At 40.5% G+C, this 21,154-nt stretch carries 18 protein-coding genes; 14 read left to right on the top strand and 4 right to left on the bottom strand.

Features of this window, described 5'->3' with window-relative positions; translation table 11 throughout:
• Window positions 1-39 precede the first annotated feature (39 nt).
• The 6 genes from DUT71_RS02960 to DUT71_RS02935 all read left to right on the top strand — a co-directional run bounded on the left by DUT71_RS02960 (window position 40) and on the right by DUT71_RS02935 (window position 9,939).
• Window positions 40-1,188, top strand: a complete 1,149-nt coding sequence (locus DUT71_RS02960; RefSeq protein ID WP_113661100.1) for a M28 family metallopeptidase — start codon at window positions 40-42, stop codon at window positions 1,186-1,188.
• Window positions 1,189-1,528: 340 nt separating this feature from the next.
• A complete protein-coding gene (locus DUT71_RS02955) occupies window positions 1,529-2,128 on the top strand; it encodes an RNA polymerase sigma-70 factor (RefSeq protein ID WP_113661013.1) in 600 nt (199 codons plus the stop codon).
• A 57-nt stretch (window positions 2,129-2,185) separates the two neighbouring features.
• Entirely contained in the window at window positions 2,186-3,370 is a 1,185-nt protein-coding gene (locus tag DUT71_RS02950; RefSeq protein ID WP_113661012.1) for a FecR family protein, read from the top strand.
• Between the two features lie 147 nt (window positions 3,371-3,517).
• Entirely contained in the window at window positions 3,518-7,177 is a 3,660-nt protein-coding gene (locus DUT71_RS02945; RefSeq protein WP_162795924.1) for a SusC/RagA family TonB-linked outer membrane protein, read from the top strand.
• Between the two features lie 12 nt (window positions 7,178-7,189).
• The gene (locus tag DUT71_RS02940; RefSeq protein WP_113661010.1) at window positions 7,190-8,635 is read left to right on the top strand and encodes a RagB/SusD family nutrient uptake outer membrane protein; all 1,446 of its coding nucleotides are present in this window, start codon (window positions 7,190-7,192) and stop codon (window positions 8,633-8,635) included.
• 11 nt (window positions 8,636-8,646) lie between these two features.
• Window positions 8,647-9,939, top strand: a complete 1,293-nt coding sequence (locus DUT71_RS02935) for a TlpA disulfide reductase family protein (RefSeq protein WP_113661009.1) — start codon at window positions 8,647-8,649, stop codon at window positions 9,937-9,939.
• A gap of 260 nt (window positions 9,940-10,199) precedes the next feature.
• Here the strand turns inward: DUT71_RS02935 and DUT71_RS02930 are convergent, their stop codons facing one another.
• Window positions 10,200-10,388 (bottom strand): hypothetical protein, encoded by a 189-nt coding sequence (locus DUT71_RS02930; RefSeq protein ID WP_113661008.1) that lies wholly within the window; start codon window positions 10,386-10,388, stop codon window positions 10,200-10,202.
• 104 nt (window positions 10,389-10,492) lie between these two features.
• A complete protein-coding gene (locus tag DUT71_RS02925; protein WP_205313822.1) occupies window positions 10,493-11,563 on the bottom strand; it encodes a serine hydrolase domain-containing protein in 1,071 nt (356 codons plus the stop codon).
• 386 nt (window positions 11,564-11,949) lie between these two features.
• Here DUT71_RS02925 and DUT71_RS02920 point away from each other — a divergent pair, with 386 nt between their 5' ends.
• The 4 genes from DUT71_RS02920 to DUT71_RS02905 all read left to right on the top strand — a co-directional run bounded on the left by DUT71_RS02920 (window position 11,950) and on the right by DUT71_RS02905 (window position 16,378).
• Window positions 11,950-12,264, top strand: coding sequence for a hypothetical protein (locus tag DUT71_RS02920; RefSeq protein WP_113661007.1), 315 nt, complete (start codon window positions 11,950-11,952; stop codon window positions 12,262-12,264).
• A 67-nt stretch (window positions 12,265-12,331) separates the two neighbouring features.
• Window positions 12,332-13,090, top strand: a complete 759-nt coding sequence (locus DUT71_RS02915; protein ID WP_162795923.1) for a GLPGLI family protein — start codon at window positions 12,332-12,334, stop codon at window positions 13,088-13,090.
• A gap of 6 nt (window positions 13,091-13,096) precedes the next feature.
• Complete coding sequence (locus tag DUT71_RS02910; RefSeq protein ID WP_162795922.1) at window positions 13,097-15,784, top strand: hypothetical protein; 2,688 nt, start codon at window positions 13,097-13,099, stop codon at window positions 15,782-15,784.
• Window positions 15,785-15,943: 159 nt separating this feature from the next.
• Entirely contained in the window at window positions 15,944-16,378 is a 435-nt protein-coding gene (locus DUT71_RS02905) for a DoxX family membrane protein (RefSeq protein ID WP_113661004.1), read from the top strand.
• A 5-nt stretch (window positions 16,379-16,383) separates the two neighbouring features.
• Here DUT71_RS02905 and DUT71_RS02900 read toward each other — a convergent pair whose 3' ends face one another.
• Both DUT71_RS02900 and DUT71_RS02895 read right to left on the bottom strand, forming a co-directional pair.
• Window positions 16,384-16,878 carry a hypothetical protein gene (locus DUT71_RS02900; protein WP_113661003.1) on the bottom strand — a complete coding sequence of 165 codons (495 nt, stop codon included), beginning with the start codon at window positions 16,876-16,878 and terminating at the stop codon, window positions 16,384-16,386.
• Between the two features lie 24 nt (window positions 16,879-16,902).
• The gene (locus DUT71_RS02895) at window positions 16,903-17,700 is read right to left on the bottom strand and encodes a DUF4382 domain-containing protein (protein WP_113661002.1); all 798 of its coding nucleotides are present in this window, start codon (window positions 17,698-17,700) and stop codon (window positions 16,903-16,905) included.
• Window positions 17,701-17,872: 172 nt separating this feature from the next.
• Between DUT71_RS02895 and DUT71_RS02890 the strand changes: the two genes are divergently transcribed.
• The 4 genes from DUT71_RS02890 (at window position 17,873) to DUT71_RS02875 (ending at window position 21,065) form a co-directional block, all read left to right on the top strand.
• On the top strand, window positions 17,873-18,160 hold the full coding sequence (locus tag DUT71_RS02890; protein ID WP_113661001.1) for a hypothetical protein: 288 nt from the start codon (window positions 17,873-17,875) through the stop codon (window positions 18,158-18,160).
• Window positions 18,161-18,280: 120 nt separating this feature from the next.
• On the top strand, window positions 18,281-19,072 hold the full coding sequence (locus DUT71_RS02885; RefSeq protein WP_240186832.1) for a hypothetical protein: 792 nt from the start codon (window positions 18,281-18,283) through the stop codon (window positions 19,070-19,072).
• A gap of 6 nt (window positions 19,073-19,078) precedes the next feature.
• A complete protein-coding gene (locus DUT71_RS02880) occupies window positions 19,079-19,753 on the top strand; it encodes a response regulator transcription factor (RefSeq protein ID WP_113660999.1) in 675 nt (224 codons plus the stop codon).
• Window position 19,754: 1 nt separating this feature from the next.
• Window positions 19,755-21,065 (top strand): sensor histidine kinase, encoded by a 1,311-nt coding sequence (locus tag DUT71_RS02875; protein ID WP_113660998.1) that lies wholly within the window; start codon window positions 19,755-19,757, stop codon window positions 21,063-21,065.
• The last annotated feature ends 89 nt before the right edge of the window (window positions 21,066-21,154 follow it).

Below are 21,154 nucleotides of genomic sequence, written 5' to 3'. Positions count from 1 at the left end.
CGCACAAATTTATATCTTGTGGCACAAAGCATTTTTGTTATGTTCCGTATCTTTTTTTTCGCGGCCTTTAGTTTTGCCTACTTCCATGGCTTTGCGCAGGACATCGGCTATGCCCGAAAAACCATTAGTATCCTTACCTCGCAAAAGTACTGGGGCCGCGGCTACACCAAGCATGGCATGGGCAAGGCGGCCGATTTTATCGAAAACGAATTTAAAAGGTTTGGTCTCTCGCCTCTGGGCGGAAATCGCTTCAAACAGTATTTTTCCTTCCCTGTAAATACTTTCCCGGGCAACATGACGCTCAAATTAAACGGAAAAACCTTAATTCCCGGAAAGGATTTTATTATACATCAAGCGAGTAAAGGCATCGTTTCCCATGACAGTTTAATCCAAAAAGATAGCACCACCTATTTAAGTAAGAGCAGAAACATTGCCGTTAGCTTGGTTCCAAAGCTCACTTGGTCGGTTGCACAACAGGTCCTTGATTATACTATTGTAGAAGTCAACAAAAACTCCCTTTCATTTCGGCCTACCCAAATTGATATTGATATGGCAAATGAGCTGGTTCCCAATTTTACCGCAGCCAATGTAGGCGCCATCATCAAAGGAACTGCAAAGCCAGATTCGGTATTGGTGTTTACTGCTCACTACGACCATTTGGGCGGCATGGGTTCAAAAACCTATTTCCCCGGGGCCAATGATAATGCCAGCGGTGTGGCCATGTTGTTAGATTTGGCCAAATACTACGCCGCTCATCCTCCAAAATACAGCGTTGCTTTTATCTGCTTTGCAGCTGAAGAAGCAGGCTTATTAGGCTCAAAATACTTCACCGAAAACCCTTTGATTCCACTACAGAGTATTCGCTTTTTATGGAATTTAGATTTGGTTGGCACTGGCGAAACAGGTGCAACGGTAGTAAATGCCACTATCCATCCAAAGGAATTTGCTTTGCTCAATCAAATTAATGGTGAAAAGCAATTCCTGAAAAGGATTAATTCTAGAGGCAAAGCGGCCAACAGTGATCATTATTTCTTTACCGAAAAAGGTGTTCCCGCTTTTTTTCTTTACACACAAGGAGGCATTGCGGCCTATCATGATGTAGACGATAAAGCGGAAACATTGCCATTAACGGCCTACGAAAATCTGTTTAGGCTATTTGTTGATTTTAATGCCGCGATTATTAATTAATGATGAAGTTGAATTAAGAACATTTCAATTTCTCATACATCAGCTTAAATACGGGGCTTGGCCTCTGAAGGACACAGCAAAGGCATGACTTGGGCTTTGGTTACCAAATAAAACAAAGTAAGTGCTAATAGGCACAAGTTACCCAACACTAAACCGCACACACAAGACTTGCGCCAAGGTAGGGCTGTAGATCTATTCAAAGCATAAAACCACAAACTACTATTATTTTGTCATTAAAGGCCAGTTGCTTATTAATGATTGCAAGAGACCGTTGGCAAACAAACTAATAATCAAATGGATATGCGAATAATTTTTCGGATATTGCCGTAAATTATTTCAAATGCCTTTGAAAAAAACTACCAATGAAGCCCATTGGGTGAAAGCTCTTAAACAAGGAGAAGAGGCCGCTTTTACCCATTTTTTTGATTTGTACCATAAATCACTCTGCTTTTTTGCCTTGCGTTTATTGCAAAACGACGCAGAAGGCCAAGAGATTGTTTCCGACTGTTTTGTTAAACTATGGGAGCGCCGGAACAATTTTGAAACCGACACCGCGATCAAAGCGTTTTTATTCATCAGCTGCCGTAATGCCTGCTTCAATTGGCTCAAACGTCAAAAGAACATCAGTACTAAACAAAGTGAGTACTTGTTACAATTAGAGAAAGGGGAAGAAACGATCCTTTTTGAATTGGTTGAGACCGAAATTCTAGACATGGTAAACCAAGAAATAGAAAAACTTCCCGACAAATGCAGAGAGGTCTTTAATCTAATTTATCTGCATCAACATAAAACCAGCCAGGTAGCCATTGAACTGGGGATTTCTGTTCAAACGGTACGCAACCATAAAACAAGAGCCATTCAATTGCTCAAAACTGCTTTCCTAAAAAAGGGGGTATCTGCTGCGTTAACACTTGCTTTCTTACTATTTATTGCAGAATAGCCGTTTTTCTTTTGGTTGTTTTGATGCCTTTGCTGTTTCTATGTAAAATACGATCAGATGAACACAGCCAATTCCTTCGAAAAAGAACATCAAATAGCAAGGTTAATTATAGGGCATCTACAGGAAACGTTAAGCCCACCGCAAGAAAAGGAGCTACAAGATTGGCTAAACGCCAGCCAAGCAAACCGGAATTGGATGGAAGAATTTTGTGAACAACAATCCTTTCACGAGCAGCTAGGGAAATACCATAGCGCAAATACCGAGCTGATATGGGCCAAGACCTTAGCTAAGGTAAATTTCCAGAAAAAAGCACCTACCAAAGTTTCTATGCCACTTTGGCGACGTGTTTCCGCCGCCGCCGCTATCCTCATCACTATTGGTGTGGGGGTGTATTTGCTTAATTTACCCTTTCTCTCTAAACATCAAACTACGGTTTCTCACGCCAATGATATCAGTCCGGGTAAAAATGTAGCCACCCTGCAATTAGCCAATGGCAAAACCATTCAGCTTAGCGATCAAAAAACAGGTATCGTTATAGATGCCGCTAAACTTGCCTATAACGATGGAAGCCTGATCAGAGAGCTCAATGGCAAGGCATTGCCCGCTATTAAAACCGTTAGCACGCCCCGTGGTGGCACCTATCAGGTGGTTTTACCCGATGGAACCCGGGTGTGGCTAAATTCGGCTTCCAGCATAACATTTTCTACCGCTCCAGATCCTTCTGGGCTGCGCAAGGTGTCGCTTTTAGGCGAGGCTTATTTTGAGGTAAGCGAAGACCAGAAACATCCGTTTGTAGTAAGCAGTAAAAACCAAACCGTACAAGTTTTAGGTACTCAATTCAATATCAACAGCTATGAAGATGAAGCCTCGGTTAAAACCACGCTGATAACTGGATCAGTGAAAATCACAAATCTACAATCGGGCGTTTCAAACCTGCTAAAACCGCAACAACAGGCCAAAATTGTAGGCAGTGACCTACAGGTTAAACAGGTAGAAACGGAGGGAATAACCGCTTGGAAAGATGGCTATTTCAGATTTGTAAATGAGGATATGAAAAGCATTATGCGCCAAATTGCCCGCTGGTATGATGTAGAGATCATTAATGAGACTGAACTTCCCAATGAAACATTCAACGGACGCATTTCCCGCTATAAAAACATTAACCAAGTGCTAAAAATACTGCAAGCGGCAAATTCTGTCCAATTTAAATTACAGGAAAGGAGGGTTATCATCAGCAAATAAACACCAAACAAAGGAGCGCAAAAAAGGCCCCAGCAAAGGAGCCTATTTTGGTTGCATGCTCATATTTTACTAATTGCAAATATCAACAAACTGCAGTTGTCCTAACCATGGTCGAAGATGAAGAACAACCGCACTAAACCTAAACAAATGTACAATTTAATCACCAAAAATCTATGGGTGCCTTTTCGGCTGCCCAATAGGTTACTACTCACCATGAAACTGATTGTCTTCGTGATTTTCATTGCCATGATGCAAGCAAAAGCGGCAAGCTATGCGCAAAAGATTACCCTTTCGGAAAAAAACACACCGTTAGAGAAAGTCTTTGACAAGATCAGCCTACAAAGTGGTTTCGATTTTTTTATCTCCGAAAGCTTACTCAAAACTGCTAAGCCCGTAACTATACAGGTACGCAACGCTGATTTGCCAAGTGTTTTAAAGCTGCTATTCAAAAACCTGCCTCTTGAATTTTTAATTCAAGATAAAGCCATAGTAGTTAAAGCAAAGCCAGATAAGCCCAACCAAATTACAAGTACTTCCATAAACATCAATGTGCACGGACGTGTAGTAGATGAAGAAGAAAAGCCTCTGGCAGGTGCAACAATCAGCATCCTTAAAATTGATTCGGCAGGCCCAACGGCGAAACAACAAGGCGATTTTTCTGTGGGCTACAAAGGCCGTAACGCTGTTGCGCAAACTGATGCAAACGGGGAGTTTAACCTGAAAAACATAGAGGAAAGCACCTTTATCATCATTTCCTATACGGGGTATCGGGTTTACCAGGCAAAAGCTGCCCAAGAAATGGGAACGATTAAAATGACCCCTGATGGGAATCTTAAAGAAGTAAACATAACCATTAACACGGGCTACCAATCCATCGCACGCGAACGCAGTGCGGGCTCCATTGCCAAGCCAAACATGGATATCCTAAAAAACCGCTCTACAGCTATGAATATCATTCAGCGGTTGGATGGCCTGGTTCCCGGATTAACCATAAACAACGCCCCTGGGGCTACCCCTGTGCTGGTGAGGGGGCTAACCAGCATCAACAGCTCCAGAGCTCCGCTATACGTTGTAAATGGTATTCCCATTGCCGATATCAGCACGGTAAACCCTGATGACGTGGAGGATATTACGGTGTTAAAAGATGCTACTTCGGCAGCTATTTGGGGAGCAAAAGCGGCCAACGGAGTAATTGTGGTTACTACCAAAAAAGGCCAAAGCAACGCCAAGCTAAAAATCAATTACGATGCCTTTGTCAATTTTCAGGGTAAACCCGACCTATCCTATCAAAACATGATGAACAGCAGCCAGTACATACAAACCGTTAGCGAGATTTTCAACGACCCTACCTACTCTTGGAAAACGATCTATCCTTATACCACCATCTCAACACCTGTTACAGGGGGCAGTGCACCTGTTTCGCCACATGAAACCATTTGGTACAATCAGGCCAACCTGCCCCAAAGCCAGGTAAATGCCGCATTGGCCCAACTTGCATCGCAGAACAACCTTCAGCAAATCAGCGACCTCTGGTATCGGAACGCCAGCCTAATGAAGCATTCACTTTCTCTAGCTGGCGGCGGCAACAAATACAGTTTTTACGGTTCGATAAACTATATCAACACACAAAACAGTACTCCTAACCAAAAAGACCAGAACTATACCATGAACCTGCGGCAGGATTTCAGATTCAACGACCGTATTAAAATGTACCTGATTACAGATTTGCAGCACCAAAACACCAGTGCCGCAAACATGATCCAACCAACCGCTACATTTTTGCCTTATGCAATGTTCCTTAATCCGGATGGCAGCAATGCTGATCTGTCGTGGCTATACCGTACAGATGAAGTAAGGAAAGGCTACGAACAAGGAAGCTTGGTTGATCTCCGTTATAATCCACTCAACGAAATTAACACCGGAAACTCCACCGGCAATCTAATCAGAGGGCGTGTTACCGCAGGGGTTACCGTAAACATTTGGGATGGCTTGAGGTATGAAGGCGTATTTGGCATTACCAGAGCCCAAAACAAAACCACGAACTTACTCGATCAGAATAATTATGCGGTTCGTTCAGAACTTGCCTCCTTCACTATTGCCGCAAGCAATCCGGGAGAGAGACCTACTTATTTGCTGCCAGAAAATGGGGGGCATTACACAACAGCCAACGCCATTAATAAAGATTGGACGGTAAGGAACCAGCTGGTTTACGACAAGGCCTGGAACAACAAACACCAGCTAACCCTATTAGTTGGCCAAGAGGCCCAGGAACAGTTCAACAACACAACAACTTCCAAGATAAGGGGTTACAACCCACAGTTGATGTCGTATGGTGTGATTGACTACGCCGCTTTAGCAGAAGGGGTTCCCAATACGGTAATGCCTACAGCAAGTACAAGCAGCAACCTATTTCCCGATTATTTTACCGAAACGGAATATACCCAGCGGATATCTTCCTATTATGCCAACGGCGGATATACGTTTTTGGGCAAATATACTTTTAATGGTGGTATCCGTATTGATGAAAGCAATCTTTTTGGCAAGGACAAATCAGCTCAAAACCGTCCTGTATGGAGCGTGGGGCTTGCTTGGGAACTAGGTAAGGAAAGCTTCATGAAAAGCCACACCTGGCTAGATCGGCTAGCCCTGCGCAGTAGTTATGGCATTACCGGAAACTCGCCCGAGGTAGGCACGGCTGCCTCCTCAGATATCCTAACGGTGGTTACCAATTTAAACTATCCAGGCGGGACAGGATTATCGCTCCAAATGCCTGCCAATAGGGCCTTGAGTTGGGAAACCACCAAAACCTTTAACGTTGGGATTGATTTTGCCATTTTGGGCAACAGACTAAGTGGCACCATAGATTTATACCACAAAAAAACCGAAGACCTGATTGGAGAAATGACCCTTAATCCGTTCACAGGCTTCCCTACCATTACTGGCAATGCGGGGAAAATGACCAACAAAGGAATTGATTTGAGCATCAGCTCGGCAAACCTACAACAGGGTGCGCTCAAATGGCGCACTACCTTTAATATGGCCTACAACCAGAACAAAATCACCAGCCTTAACTCTACAATCCCTATCAGTTTAGGTAGTGACATGATAACGCAAGCCTATTTAGAAGGCTATCCCGCTTTTTCTGTTTTTGCCTATACCTATGCCGGCCTGGATCATTTGGGCGATCCTCAAATCAGGCTCAACGATGGTTCAGTAGCGAAAGCACGTAATGTTGCCAAACCAGAAGATGTGAAATATATGGGAAGTTTCCAGCCGAAATGGAGCGGAGGAATGAACAATACTTTTGGGTATAAAGATTTTTCGCTAAGTGTTAATCTGATTTACAACCTGGGATACGTATTTAGGCGAGACGTAGCCAGCTCGTATTCTGGACGGGATATGTTTCTTGCCGATGCACAGTTTAACGGAAATTTAAATGCTGAATTTGTAAACCGTTGGAAAAAACCCGGAGATGAGGCATTTACCAATATCCCTGCTTATTTGCCTAGTGCTACAGAAGACGTAAACAGAAGGGACATCGACTACTATCGCTATGCCGATATCAATGTAGAAGATGCCTCCTATATCAAATTCAGAGATATTACCCTGTCTTACAGCCTGCCCAAAAAACTAATTGGCAAGATCAAAGCTGATGCGGTTACTTTTCGTGCCCAGCTATCCAATATCATGCTATGGAAAGCCAATAATGTTGGTATAGATCCCGAATTTCAAACGGGCACGGGGGGCACACGTACTCCACTAACCAACCAGCATAGTTTTACCTTGGGCGCACATGTTACCTTTTAAAATTTTAATGACATGAAAACACATCAATTCAAACTATACGGCCTTTTTCTATTGCTAACGGTACAATATGCCTGTAAAAAAAGTTTTTTGGAAATTGAGCCAAAGGGGAAGCTAACGGCACAAACGGCAAATGACTACAACCTAATGCTCAACAATTCATACTTTGACGTGACAGGAGCAGATGGCCAAATTTATCTGGGAGATGAAATAACCTCGGCCCTGCCCTATTACCAAAATATGGCTACACTAAAGTCGAGAAGGTATTTTGAGTACGCTGCCACAATTTATGAGCCTGACGAAGACGGAAGCGAGTTCAGCACCCTTACCCAACACCTGTACACCTATAACATAATCATTAATGGGGTTATGGATGCCCAAGGAGGTACAGATGCCCTAAAAGCTTCATACCAAGCCGAAGCATTAACCAATAGGGCATGGATTTATCTGATGCTGATTAACTATTATGGCAAGCCGTACCTGGCCCAAACGGCGGCCACTGATCCGGGGGTACCTATCATTACCCAGGCAGACGTAACGCAAGGCCAATTTAAAAGAGCTTCGGTAAAAGAAGTGTACGATTTTATCATTAACGACCTTCAAAAAGCCATTCCTGCCCTGCCCATTTCCGCAGGGAACAGAACACGGGTAAGCAAAGCGGCGGCAGAAGCGCTCCTGGCCAGGGCCTATCTCTATATGGGCCGATATTCGGAAGCGCTTACGCAATTAAAAAGCGCTTTCGCCAATTTGCCTACCGCCTTCCCGGTAAGCCTTTACGACTATAAAACAGTACTAGCACCCAACGGCAGCTGGGGCTATAGTGTAGGGTCGCCCGCTACCTATGTTATTGGAGTATTAACAACCCCTAATAACCAAGAAGTGCTAATGACCAAGTTTATCCCAAATATATACACATTTTTATTAAATGACCTGCTTATTACTCCAAGCACCTACAAGCTCTTTACGCCCACTGACCAGCGACTAAAACTATATACCAAGCTTTATTTCCCTGGCCTGCCCATTAATGCGCCCAACGTATACAGACGAAATGGGCCATACACCACCAATATAGGCGTAACCCTTCCAGATATGTACCTCATGCTTGCCGAGCTGAAAGCAAGAACAGGGGATGTAGGAGGTGCCAGGGCTGATTTAGAGACTTTTCGTTCGAAAAGAATGCTAACGGCTACGGATGCCGCCGTTAATATTACCGATCCTACCGCAATGATCAAATTTATTATGGAAGAACGGATCAGAGAATTTGCCGTACAGGGCTATCGTTGGTTTGATATGCGAAGGCTATCCGTAGACCCCTTATTTGCAGGCACTTCCTATAAACACGAAGCCATTTCGGAAACAGGTGCAGTAATTGCCAGTTTTCCGTTGAAACCAGAACGATTTGTGTTGCGCTTTCCACAAAAAGTAATTAACGCCAATACTGGAATGACCAATAATCCCTAACATTTATCAACATGAAACTAAAAGCATTTATCTTATTTATTTTATGTGCAAATCATACATTTATGTATGCACAGCAATCAAAAACTACTGAGCCCACTTTTGGAATTGGCTCAGTAGTTAACGAATACCCTGCCGTGCAGTGGATACAGGGTGAACCCGTAGCCAGGTTCGACAAAGACAAAATCTATATTGTAGAATGTTGGGCAACCTGGTGCGGCCCTTGCGTTGCTGCTATCCCGCACCTAAATGAACTCCACAAAAAGCTTGGCGACAAAATTGTGATTATCGGGCAGAATATCTGGGAAACCAATAAAGCTAGAGCGGCTGCCTTTGTGAAGGAAAAAGGATCTGGCATGTCTTACCGTGTTGCTTTTGGTGGAGGGAAGGAAAGTGATTTTTCACTAAAATGGATGGAGCCAGCTGGCATTAATGGTATCCCTCAAACGTTCATCATCCAAAACAATAAAGTGGTTTGGATGCCCCATCCCGCCCAACTTACAGAGGAAGCCCTACAACTGCTGATTGACGGGAAGTTTAGTCTTGATGCGGTAAAAGCGCTAAGCCCCCACAAAAAATACGAAAGGATACGGCAACTGATTGGAGAACAGAAATACGAAATGGCTATGCCTGCTTTGGATACTCTGCTGCAAAGAAACCCCTACGACGAGCCCGGATTGGCAATGAAATACTCGTTATTCATTAAAATGGGCAAAACCGACGAAAATATCGCCTATTTCAAAAAAACATTTAACGAAAATCCTACTCCAACGGTGGTTTTTATTTACTATAAACTATTAACCGACAATAAACATTGGGATTTATTGGCCAAAACCGCCCAAGCCCGCATAACTGAACAACCTGAAGATGTAGAATCGATGCTGGCCTGGATTATCGCCTTGAATGAGCAGGGAAACCTTAAAGCTGCCGCAACGCTGCTTGATCAATTTACCACCTCATCTAAAAATCCTAGCACCTTGATGAGATTAGCTTTTATTGACAGGTTGACGCCCTCTGGGAAAACAAACCCAGAGATAGAGAAAATCATGTTTAAGGCAGGGGAGAAATCACTTGACCTAGATGTCGATAATTTATACTTATTATCTGAACTTGTAAAACGGGCCTGGAAAGCCAACAACAAAGCTTTAGCAAAAAAAATCACAGCAAAAGTGGCCATTGCCTCAAAAAAAGATCCAGAACAGCAGAAACTTGCAGAAATAGTATCTCAATTGCTAGATTACTTAAAAAAGGATATTTTGCCTTCCGAGGAGCAGTTTAAAAATTGGAACAAGGAAATTCAAAAATAACTTTCGACTATGCAACCTAAGGTTGGTGTTATGGCCTAGCCACATTACTATTTTTAAGTAATTGGCGATAACATCAACCCAAAAGGTTGTTGCTCATTTTGGCCAATACTACTGCCTTAAATCCGCTCGCAGCAAGCCCTGTATCCAATTTCAAGAAGCTGCCTGCCATGTGCAGCAACAAAATTTTGCTAGCAAAAATATGCCAGAAGCTAACTGACACTTTGTAACATATTGCTTGGTCTCATCGCACCTCAATAAAGCTATGCTTTCTTTTTCCTGCCCTCTTTAATCAACACATAAAGGATAAAGATCAAAGTAACCAAATAAACAATGCTCAATGCCGGCTTCTCCGCCCTGAAAGTTTGAAAGTCGATCTGCTTGAATAATGCTACGCCAATCACAATAGCTGCAATACTAAGGGCAAACGTAGGTGCTTTTCTATTTTCCATGTTTTTATGTCTGATTTTATGGCAGCAATATTACTAAAAAGTATCAGCTCCCTTTCTAATTTTTTCACACCTAAAAGGCTACTAAAGTTTAACGGCAGGAAAACCTATTTAATCACTGCATTTATTTTCGCCCACAAATCATGATCAAACCCCGACACTGCAAAATTAGGATTGTTTGGATCGGAAGCATTTCCCATTCGTACAATCACCATGTTTTTACCAGGTACGATATAGATACGTTGATCATTGGCACCCATCGCAGCATACATATCTGCAGGTGCATTGGGCACTAAAAATCCATTATAAACCGTTTGTTCCCCGGGTATCATAAACTTTGATTTGCCATTGAGCCACCATAAATATCCGTACGAAGGATTGATATTTTGGGAAGTGCTCCAACTTTCATTCAGGAAAGCTTCATTAATGACCTGCTCGTTTTTCCATTTGCCTTTATTTAACGCTAGCAGGCCAAATCTTGCCATGCTCCGTGTGGTACTGTGATATATGGTAAAAATGGTTCCAAAATTCCAAAAACCATCCATTCCTATTTTGTTCTTTAGCTTTTCGTTAAAGTAGCTTTCAAAGCTTTTATTGCTTGCTCCAGCAACTACGTCAATCAATTTCTGGAAAACATTGCCGTAAGCCCATCTGGTACCCGCATCGGCTACATAGGTAAGGTTAGGCTTAATGACCAATTGCTTGGTGTCATCAATTCCCGAGGTCATGGTGAGCAAATGCCTTACCGTAATCAGGTTCTCTTTTTCCAAGGGCATATTCGTCCATGCCGTACCAATATAATTTGAGGCCTTGTTGTTGATATTAAGCAAACCTTCTTGCTGCGCAATGCCAGTAGTAGTGGCCACCAGCGTTTTTCCTGCACTGTTCCACTCCCACTCCGCAGCTGCGTTATGCCCATTAAAATACTCTTCCATCACTATCCTGCCATTTACCAGGATCATAAATGACTTTGTATTTTTCTGAGCAAGAAATGTTTTCAAATCCGCAATAGCGCCAGTATTCCAGTTCAACTGGGTAGCCGCTGTTGTTTCCCATGCTGTACCCGTATTTGCAGGAAAGTACATGGAGGTATCGGGGTTCATAGGTTCGGGATCGCTGTGCTTACTACAGCTTACCAGCAATAAAATTGCAGACAATATTAGGCTTGTATTTTTCATCAACATAAAGGCGGGTTTTAAACTAAGACTTTGCGCTGCACTAAAAGTAAAATCCTCTGTGTTAAATAATTTTTGAGGATGGTATTTTGGGAAAGGCTAAGCTAATGAATAGAAAAAGGCCCTACATTTCTGCAAGATCTTTTTGTAGAAGGGAGCAGAGTTCTGAACTCAACTATTGTTTGCAAGGAACGTGATTTTGAACCAAAATTGCCCTGTGATTTCTCCATAAATTTACGTCCTTTTTAGAGGCTTTTTATGTTGATATGTTTTACGCATGGTTATGGGGGCCGTTTAAAGGGATGTGTAAAAAGAAGCGAACACCTTTCCAAGGAGCCTTTTACACTATAAATATTTTTCTTTACATTTAGGAAAATCTAACTAACAAATTGAAAAAATTTATCCTATTTATTCCCCTAATCCTAGGCATTAAGGGATACGCAGCCATTGCTGTTGAAACAAACAAAGAAATTGTAAAAAAGGAATGTACAATACCTGAGACAGGCTCTAGTACAATAACTGTAGATTGTGGCGACGGTGTCACCATATCATCAACCTTCACTGCCTCATGTACCGATACACAAGAAACTTGTGCTGAAGCATCTGCGGTAGCAACTATTTGCGCAAATCTTAACGCTTCAGCATTAGCAAAAAGTAAAATCAAGCAATTGGCCGGGATGTGTAATTCAGGAGGCCCTCAATAGTGATTTGCTCTTATCATCTCCATAATAGTTGGAGATGATAACGAATTTTAAGAATAGAATTTATTTCATGAAACTCTTTTATACATTACTTGCCGTGATGGCAAGCTCATTTTATCTTAAGGCCCAAACACTTAAAGCTGAGTATCAAATCGTACAAGATATTTCTGCCAATGTAGATGGTAAAGGCGACCGAAAAATTACGGCACTAGAGAGTGTTGGTTTTCTCTATCGTAAGGATAGCAGATATATTTACTTTCAAAAGCCCTCCTATCTAGATCAATATCCTTCTGGAAAAATTGTAGAAAATGTAGGAACAAACCACAACTATAGCATTAATCTTTTTATGGATACTGTACAAAGATTGAACTATAAGGATATGGATAGCCTAATTAAGCGCTACAGACCCGATATGACGGGTAAGGGCGGTATAGATTTTAACTATATCCAAAATTTTGAAGCAGATTTTTATACCTGGGAAATGCATAACGAGACTAAAGAAATTCAAGGCTTAAAATGCCAAAAGGCCTCCCTTACTGTTAGAGGGATCCCCCAATGGTTGGTGTGGTTTACAGCACAGGTCCCTATGCAAGCAGGAATTGACAACATTATTGGAATACCAGGTTTAATTGTAGAGGCAGAAAGCATCCCTTTAAAAACTCGTTATTCATTAATTAAATATACTGCGGGTCTTCCAATTGCTGATGAGATTTTTTGGCCTGCCGAGTTTAAGCAGCCCTTTGAGAAAATGAGAGATTTAAAAAAGAGTAACAACACATCTGCAGAAAAAACGAAGCTGCAGAAACTAGCGGAATTGACCAACCAATAAGTAAACTTGCGATTATTACTTATATTTTTCTTTCTATTCGCCTTTAACTGTCTTGCCCAAAACCCTAAAATTGAGGTAAAAGGAGATATTGTGGATGGAGATGGTGTAGGAATCACCAATTGTACTGTTAAAATAGCTGGGCAAAAAAGTGGAATCATCTACAGCTATTTTAATACAGGAATCCAAAATCATTTCACTATTTCTATCCATCCAATAGATACCGACTCCATTACGGTGACCATTTCCCATGCAGCTTATGAAACTTTAACCATTGCTAAAGCCTTTCCAAAAAACCAAAACATCATTAGGCTTAACCTAAAAATGGCCGTAAAAACTTTAAAACAAGTTGACATTAAGGCTCCTGCAATATGGGTACGTGGCGATACCACTTTTTATAAGGTAGATGCTTTTAAAGAAGGGGATGAAAAAAAACTAAAAGACTTGCTGGTAAAGCTTCCCCATTTTGAAGTTACAGGGGATGGAGATTTACTCTATAAAAAACTGCCCGTAGAAAAGGTAACAGTAGATGGAGAGGAGTTATTTTCGGATAAAATAGATCTGATGATTAATAATTTTCCGATACATGTATTAAACACCATTGATGCGATAGAGAATCAAAGCGAGCAAAAGCTGCTGAAAGGTTTAACCAATGAAAAGAAGGTGTTTTTAAATCTAGGGCTAAAGAAAGACACCAAATTAAAGACCGCTTTTGGAGATGGAGAAATAGGAGGTGGAACACAATCCAGGTATAGCGTTACACCTGTTGTTTTTTCTTTATATGGGAAAATTAAAGCTGGCTTTATTGCCAACTGGAATAGTATTGGAAACGGTATTAGCTGGGGGCAAGAAAACGAACTTAAAAAAGATGAAGAACGAAGGACCGCCAACCTGTTAATGTACAACAACCCGCTGCATTTGATTAACAACTTTGAAAACCGTTGGTACATTAAAAATCGACAATGGGACAATAGGCTACAGATTAATACTACATTTCAAAACAAAACAAAAAGTCAAACAGAAATTGCTTACCTCGTTGACAAGCAAACGCAGAGCACATCTTATAATCAATCTTTATATAACGGATATGCCTACGAAAGCAGGATAGATTCCAACTATAACATCTATCGCCCAAAAATATTAAGCATTAAACAAACATTTACCAGCAACTTAGATAGTTTAACGGAATTAAAGACAGAAATATCTACTTTTTTTGACTTTTCTACATCCTCCCAACAGTCTAGCTATAGCGGTTTCAATATACAAGATCAATTTAAACGAGACATTACAAATCGTTGGAGCAGTTATGCTTTAAATACCAGCTATATCAAAAGACAATCCGTAAATAAAGCAACGAGTCTCTTTTTAAAAATCAATGCGCAAAATTTAGGTCAAGACGGTGAGGGGGTATCGGGAGATTTTGCAAACATTTTCAACACTGGCAACAGCAATTATAATACGTTAACCCATCATTTGGCCAGCAAGGTACAGCAGTTTAATGTAGGTTGGTATCAAATGAATAAGTCTAATCATAAGCAGATCACAAATTTTGGTATTTCATTCGACTATCTAAGGCTAGCACACCGAACAATCTCCCAGCTAAATGCGCCTTTAGAAAATATAACTCCAATTAGCATTTTACCCGTAGACAGCTTACGGAACTATTATCTTAAACAATTAAATGCCCATTTTACCAAAAGCTTAAATATTTTATTTAAAAAGCCTTGGAATATTAACGTAGGTGCTGGCTTAGCGCATGTCTCTTCTTCAGGCCAAAAGGAACATTCAAGTGTTACTTACCCAGTTATAAACGTTAAGCTTAATCATGACCATAACCTGTTAAATACATTTACGGGCGTGTTTAATGGCTCATTTATCCAAATGGCTACTCGTCCTGATAGGATATTTGAGTACTACTCACCGATAGCAGTAACTACTTTCCGTAAATCTACCAATATCGGCACGGCAGTTCGAAAAACGCACCTATATTATGGCATCGCCTACGATTGGGGAAATATGACTAATAGTTTTTTATATGTTTCATTTGATCATAACTTCAACAATAATGTATTTTTAAATCGCTTTAATGGCATTGTACAATACTATACCGATTCGGTGGTTAATCACGCTACCAATGCCTTTAGAATTTCGATGAATCATACAATCCCCTCTTTGCTTGTCAATGCGTTGTTTGACATTGATGCCAGTTATGCTTATAGCCAAAGCTTGGTACAGCACCAAGGAGAGATTAAGGTACTACCTTATTCCAATTATGTTATAGGTCTATCTGTTAAGAAAAATTGGGATCGTAAGTACTTTATCAAAGTATTTTCGAGGTTCAATGCCAATGCATTTAAATTCCCTTCCAACATTGCGAATAATATCCCTGACAGGGTGCTATCCCTACAGCACATGCTATATCAACGCTTGGTACTGGGCAAGCAAATGAACTTAATGTCTACTATTTCCTATTATCAAAACAACTTATCAAGCCCTGACAGAGCCCAATTCCTGTTTGCTGATATAGAGGCAACTTATCAGGTAAAAAGCATGCCTCTTTTCTTTTCAGCAAAGATTGACAATTTGACTAATCAGAAGAATTTCTACAATTTCAGGAGTGGTATTCAAGTTCAAAGCTTTAACACGATCCCGTTGGTAAGTAGAAATTTTTATCTTAGCTTGAAGTATAGTTTTTAATATCAAAAGATATGCTTACGTGTTGCTAAACCATTAACACTTGCAAAAGCTTAAGTAAATCATTGTGCTGTAATATTAAGTATCATTAGCTTTTCTTAAACCAGCTTAAGTTTTCTAGGCTTGATCAAAGTTACTTTTGCGCATTAAAACCACCTCGTTATGGAAAGTAAAACAAGCATCGAATATCCACAGCTATTTCTCAGACTTGCCCTTGGAGTCGCTTTACTGTCGGCAGTAGCCGATAGATTAGGCTTTTGGCATCCACAATATGCCGCTTGGGGAAATATGGAAACCTTTATCGCCTACACGGGCAAAATCACTTCCTTTTTGCCAAGTGGATTGGCAACTATCAACGCGTATTTGGCCACTTTTGCCGAAAGTGTTTTTGGCATATTGCTTATTGTAGGCTTTAAAACACGTTGGATAGCTAGGTTAACAGGCTTAATGCTGATGGCCTTTGCCATTTCTATGAGCTTAACGCTAGGCATCAAGGCTCCTTTTGATTATTCGGTTTGGGTAGGCAGTGCTGGGGCTTTTTTGCTGGCGGACCAAGCTTCCTTTCACTTTAGTATTGACGCCCTGTCTCAATATTAATTTTCTTAACCTTTATTTTTGCCTTTTGCGTGGCCGTTATGTTTGCCCTGATTTGAGGCTCCATTTTTTTTGCCTTTGTTTCCCATGTTTTTTGGGTGTCCCTTAACCACATGATATTTGGCATCATTACTCCTTAGGATGACCGCTTGTGAGTGGTTGGATTTATATTTGGCATATTTAACCTTTTGTTCCTTGAACTGTAGGTAAGGCTTAGGGGAATTAATAACCACCTTATAGCCGTTGTATAAGTTATAGTTACTAAACATTGGCGGCTTAGCAGCACTAAATATCCACCTTCCGTTGTTCTGGTAAATAAACTTCCTCGAAGGAACATGGTAGTAGCTCTCAATGTCGGGCAAATAGTAATATTCAACATAGTCGTACCCCGTAGGCCCCCATAAAGGTTGTGAGCCAATATTGATGTTCAAGCTAACTTGTGCTGGCGAAGCCAAGGGCGCAAGTCCGAAAACCAATAGCAAATAAACAATTACTTTCTTCATGATATTGCAATTTTAAGGTTGTAATTATGGTTTTAAAACAACAGTACCTAGTGCAGTGTTTTGCCCAACGTTTACTGTAACATTAGTTATTGTACTATCCCTATAACCAGTTACCGGAACAAATTTTACAGAATATGTTCCATTGGCCAGTCCACCCACAGTGAATTTTCCAGTTAAGGGATCAGCAACAGTTCCCACGGTATCTGTGCCAGCAATAACAAGTATTTCCGGATGGGCGGCCAAAGGTAATACTGTACCCGAAATTAAGCCCGAAGTGGCCGTAGTAATCCCCCTTACCACTGGTTTCAAAATGTATTTCCCGTTACCAGTGCTTACAATCGACTTGGCTGCATCAAAGTCAAGCAAAAGCGAATAACTGGCTCCAGGCTCTAATGAAGGAACCGAGGTTAATTTAACTTTCCATCCCGAAGATTGCCCGCTTGGAGTAGTTAATGCAGATTCGACGCCGCCCACTACAATGGTATTTCCAGAGTCATTAAGTACCAGCCTAATTTCTGTAATATCGCCGCTAGGCATTTCGCCCGAAGCCACCAAGATGTCGGGGTTGCTGGTGCCAATCCTAAAATCCAGGATATTGAATTTGGACGTCGTTGCCGCAAAAACATACCGCTTGCCACTAGACACCAAAACAATTTCTTTTACATTCAAGTTGATTTTTTCGAAGTTCCCAGGAGCATCCGTCATTTTAATTTGCACTTTAGTCATGCCGTCGCTGCCGTCATTGTCTTTTTTACAGGCAGTAAATATGCCTATGCCACCTAATAAGATAACCATAGCAAGAGATAAAAATTTCTTTTTCATAATAAAAGGGTTAATGATCGTTTTTCCGCTTCAAAATTGCATACCAATGATGAAGCGAACATGAAATCCCCAGTTTTTTTCGATGGAAAATTTCATCTTATTTTCATGTTGGATATTGAAATTTGCATTATCTGACACCTGCATATCCAACAAACTTGTTTATATTTAAATTATGGGCAGATCATTTATTTTAAGAACTATTTTGATAGCTCTGCTTATCTCGGGCATCCATTTTCCTGTTTTAGCTACAGGCGCAAGCATGCCATATCAAGAAGAAAAAAAACAAGACGATAAAAAGCCCGCTAAGCAAAAAAAAGAGGCTGAAAAAACAGGAGTGCCCAAATCTGAAATCAAGGAAGTGCCCAAAGCAAGAAAGCAGTCCAGACCTGCGGTGGTAGCTAAACCAAACGTGAAAATAAAACCTGTTAAAATCAATCGCCCTAAAATTAAAAAACCTTAGTGGCCTAAATACGATATCCAGCTGGATGCCGATTAAGCGTGTTAATTAAAAATGAAGATATAACGATGAATGAAATTTAAATTGCTTGTATTTTTTATCTGCTTAGCCTCAACGCAGCTTATGGCCCAGCAAGACACTGTGGTAAAAAAAAACACGTTTACCGCTGCGGCACTTTACGGCAGTAATGTTAGTTATTATGGGCAGTCTACAAATGAAGTGCTTCCCTATGTATTGGTAAATACCACCTTTCGGATGCCTATTGGATTATTTTTTTCGGCAGGTGCCTATAAATTGCTTAATTATGGATCTGGTTTGTCTGAAGCCGACCTTGGAATTGGCTACGACTGTGATATAAACGACAAACTCAATTTGGGCGTATCTTATACGAGGTCTTTTTTCCCTTCAAACTCACCGTTATTACAAGCATCAAATACAAATAACCTCAATTTATCGGCATCCTATTTACTGCCAATATTCAAAAGTGCCTTTAGTGCCGATTATGCATTTGGGAAGCAAAAGGACGTTTTCTTAAGCTTAAATACATCTAAAGAAGTGATTCTTGGTAATTTCTTTAGTGATAAGAATATATTTTATATCGAGCCAGCTTTTGAGTTGGTGGCAGGTACCAGGCATTTTTATGAGGCTTACACCATTAGTAAGGGAAAGCGTGAGCAGTCTAAAGGAAAAGCCCCTCAAAACCCAGGCAATTCAGGATCAGCCAAAAGCAGTGTAAGCATCATAGAAAATAGCGATTTTAACCTGTTATCCTATAATTTTAAATTGCCATTAAGCTTTAGCAGAGCAAGCTACATTGCCGAACTCAGTTACCAATTTTCTATTTTGGGAAAGGCCGACGAAACGCTCAAAAAGCAGCAGTCTTTTTTTGGAGTTGCATTTTATTATCAGTTTTAAAATGTTATGAAAGTATTAATTGTTGAAGACGAAAAAATGCTGGCATACGAAATGGAAGCTTTTCTGAAAAAGAACTTCTATGTATGTGACCTTGCACACTCGTTCAAATCTGGCATAGCCCAGCTAGACACCAATCGGTATGATTTTGTCCTCATTGATTTGAGCTTGCCTGATGGCGATGGGCTTGAGGTGTTAAAGTATGCAAAAAAGGCTAATCCAGAAGCTGCTTACATCATCATTACCGCCCGTACACACCTAAAAGATAGAGTGAGTGGTTTAGATTTGGGCGCCGATGACTACTTAGCAAAACCCTTTTATTTGTTAGAGCTGCAATCGCGAATGCAAGCCATATCCCGAAGGAAATTTAATATAAAAGAAGAACTGATATCCATTGGAGATTTTCAGGTTGATCTGCAAAAAAGATTGGTGCTTTGTGGCGGGGAATCGATAGAGCTTTCCCGAAAGGAATTTGATTTGTTAAGTTATTTGTTGCTGCATAAAAATAGGGTGCTTACACGAGCCCAGCTTAGCGAACACATTTGGGGTACTTTTGTAAATGACGATTACGACTCAAACTATATTGATGCACATATTAAGAATATTCGTAAAAAGCTTAACTCCTCGGCAAATACAACTTGGTTAGAAACGGTTAGGGGAGTGGGTTATAGAATTAATAAATAACATGAAATTATCCGCTAAGCTCACGCTGTTTATTACGGGTTCTAAACTGGTAATTGCACTGGTTTTTGTAACAGCATTACCAATACTGGTAAAAGAAATAGCTTCAAATTATACGAATTATACCTTAAAGCAACAGCGGAAGAAAATTTTGACGATTGTTAAAAAAAATGGGCTCGATTACTACCTCCAAGGCGAGCAGAATTATGGCAGTTATACGCTACTTAAGGAAGAATTTATTGCTTTTTTGCAGGTAGACAGCAAATTAAAACTGGATACCATTAAAAATTCGCAACGGTTGATTGAAGGAGACACGCTTAATTATCGTGTATTGAGCTACACCTTCAGCAATAACCACAAGAACTATCTCTTGGAAGTTGGTAAAACCACCACCAGCATAGATCAATATAACAAGGCTTTACAACGGTTTGCTTTATATGGGCTTGTTATGCTGATCGTTTTAACGGCATTAATTGATCTTATCTTTATCAGGACAATGATAAAGCCACTTGCAACAATCATTAGGGCCCGGCTTTCACAAAAGCAATTCCCTTTTTTGTTGAAACAAAAGCCAGTGAAGACTAGCACCACTGATTTTAAATATTTGGATGAATCGCTCACTTCCCTATTGTCCCAAATTAACGAAGCTTTCTTTAAAGAACGTGAGTTTACTTCGAATGCGTCACACGAATTAATGACTCCGATCAGCATCCTTCAAAATAAAATGGAAAACTTTTTAGCTGAAGAAGGATTAGACGAGAAACAAGCAATATCGGTGGTAGAAATGATGAAGACGGTAGATCGGCTTAAGAAAATTACCAGTTCGCTGCTATTGATCTCGAGGATAGAAAACGAACAATATGTTAAAAAGGAGCAGGTAAAGCCCCTACAGCTTTTTGAGGAAATATTGGATGACCTAAAATATAGGTTAGAAGAGAAGAATATAAGCTTATCTATGAGTATATCTAAAGATGATTTAATACTAGATGTTAATAGAGACTTGATGTTCCAGTTATTTTTTAATTTGGTGCATAATGCCATAAAATTTAACACGCAAAATGGAAGTATTTCCATAGAAGGAAGTAAAATGCGTGATGGACGTTATCAAATTCAAATTCATGATAGTGGGATAGGGATTCCCGAAGCTGATTTGCCTTTTATTTTCGATAGGTTTATGAAAACCAATTTAAATTCTCAGGTAGGATATGGTTTGGGGCTTGCCATTGTAAAAAGTATAACGACTTATCATCATATTGAACTTTCTGTGGACTCCGAATTAGACAAAGGCACTACTTTCACTTTGGTTTTTTCATAACCTAGTTTCGAAGCATGCGTAGACGGGCTGGTCAGTTTAATCAGCGAGCTTATGGGCCTCTGTTGTAAGTGTCTCGCCCTGAAATTACT

Source organism: Pedobacter nanyangensis (assembly GCF_003313505.1).
GTDB lineage: Bacteria > Bacteroidota > Bacteroidia > Sphingobacteriales > Sphingobacteriaceae > Pedobacter > Pedobacter nanyangensis.
Note: the sequence above shows the minus strand (reverse complement) of the source record. Positions and strands in the feature narration are given on the sequence as shown.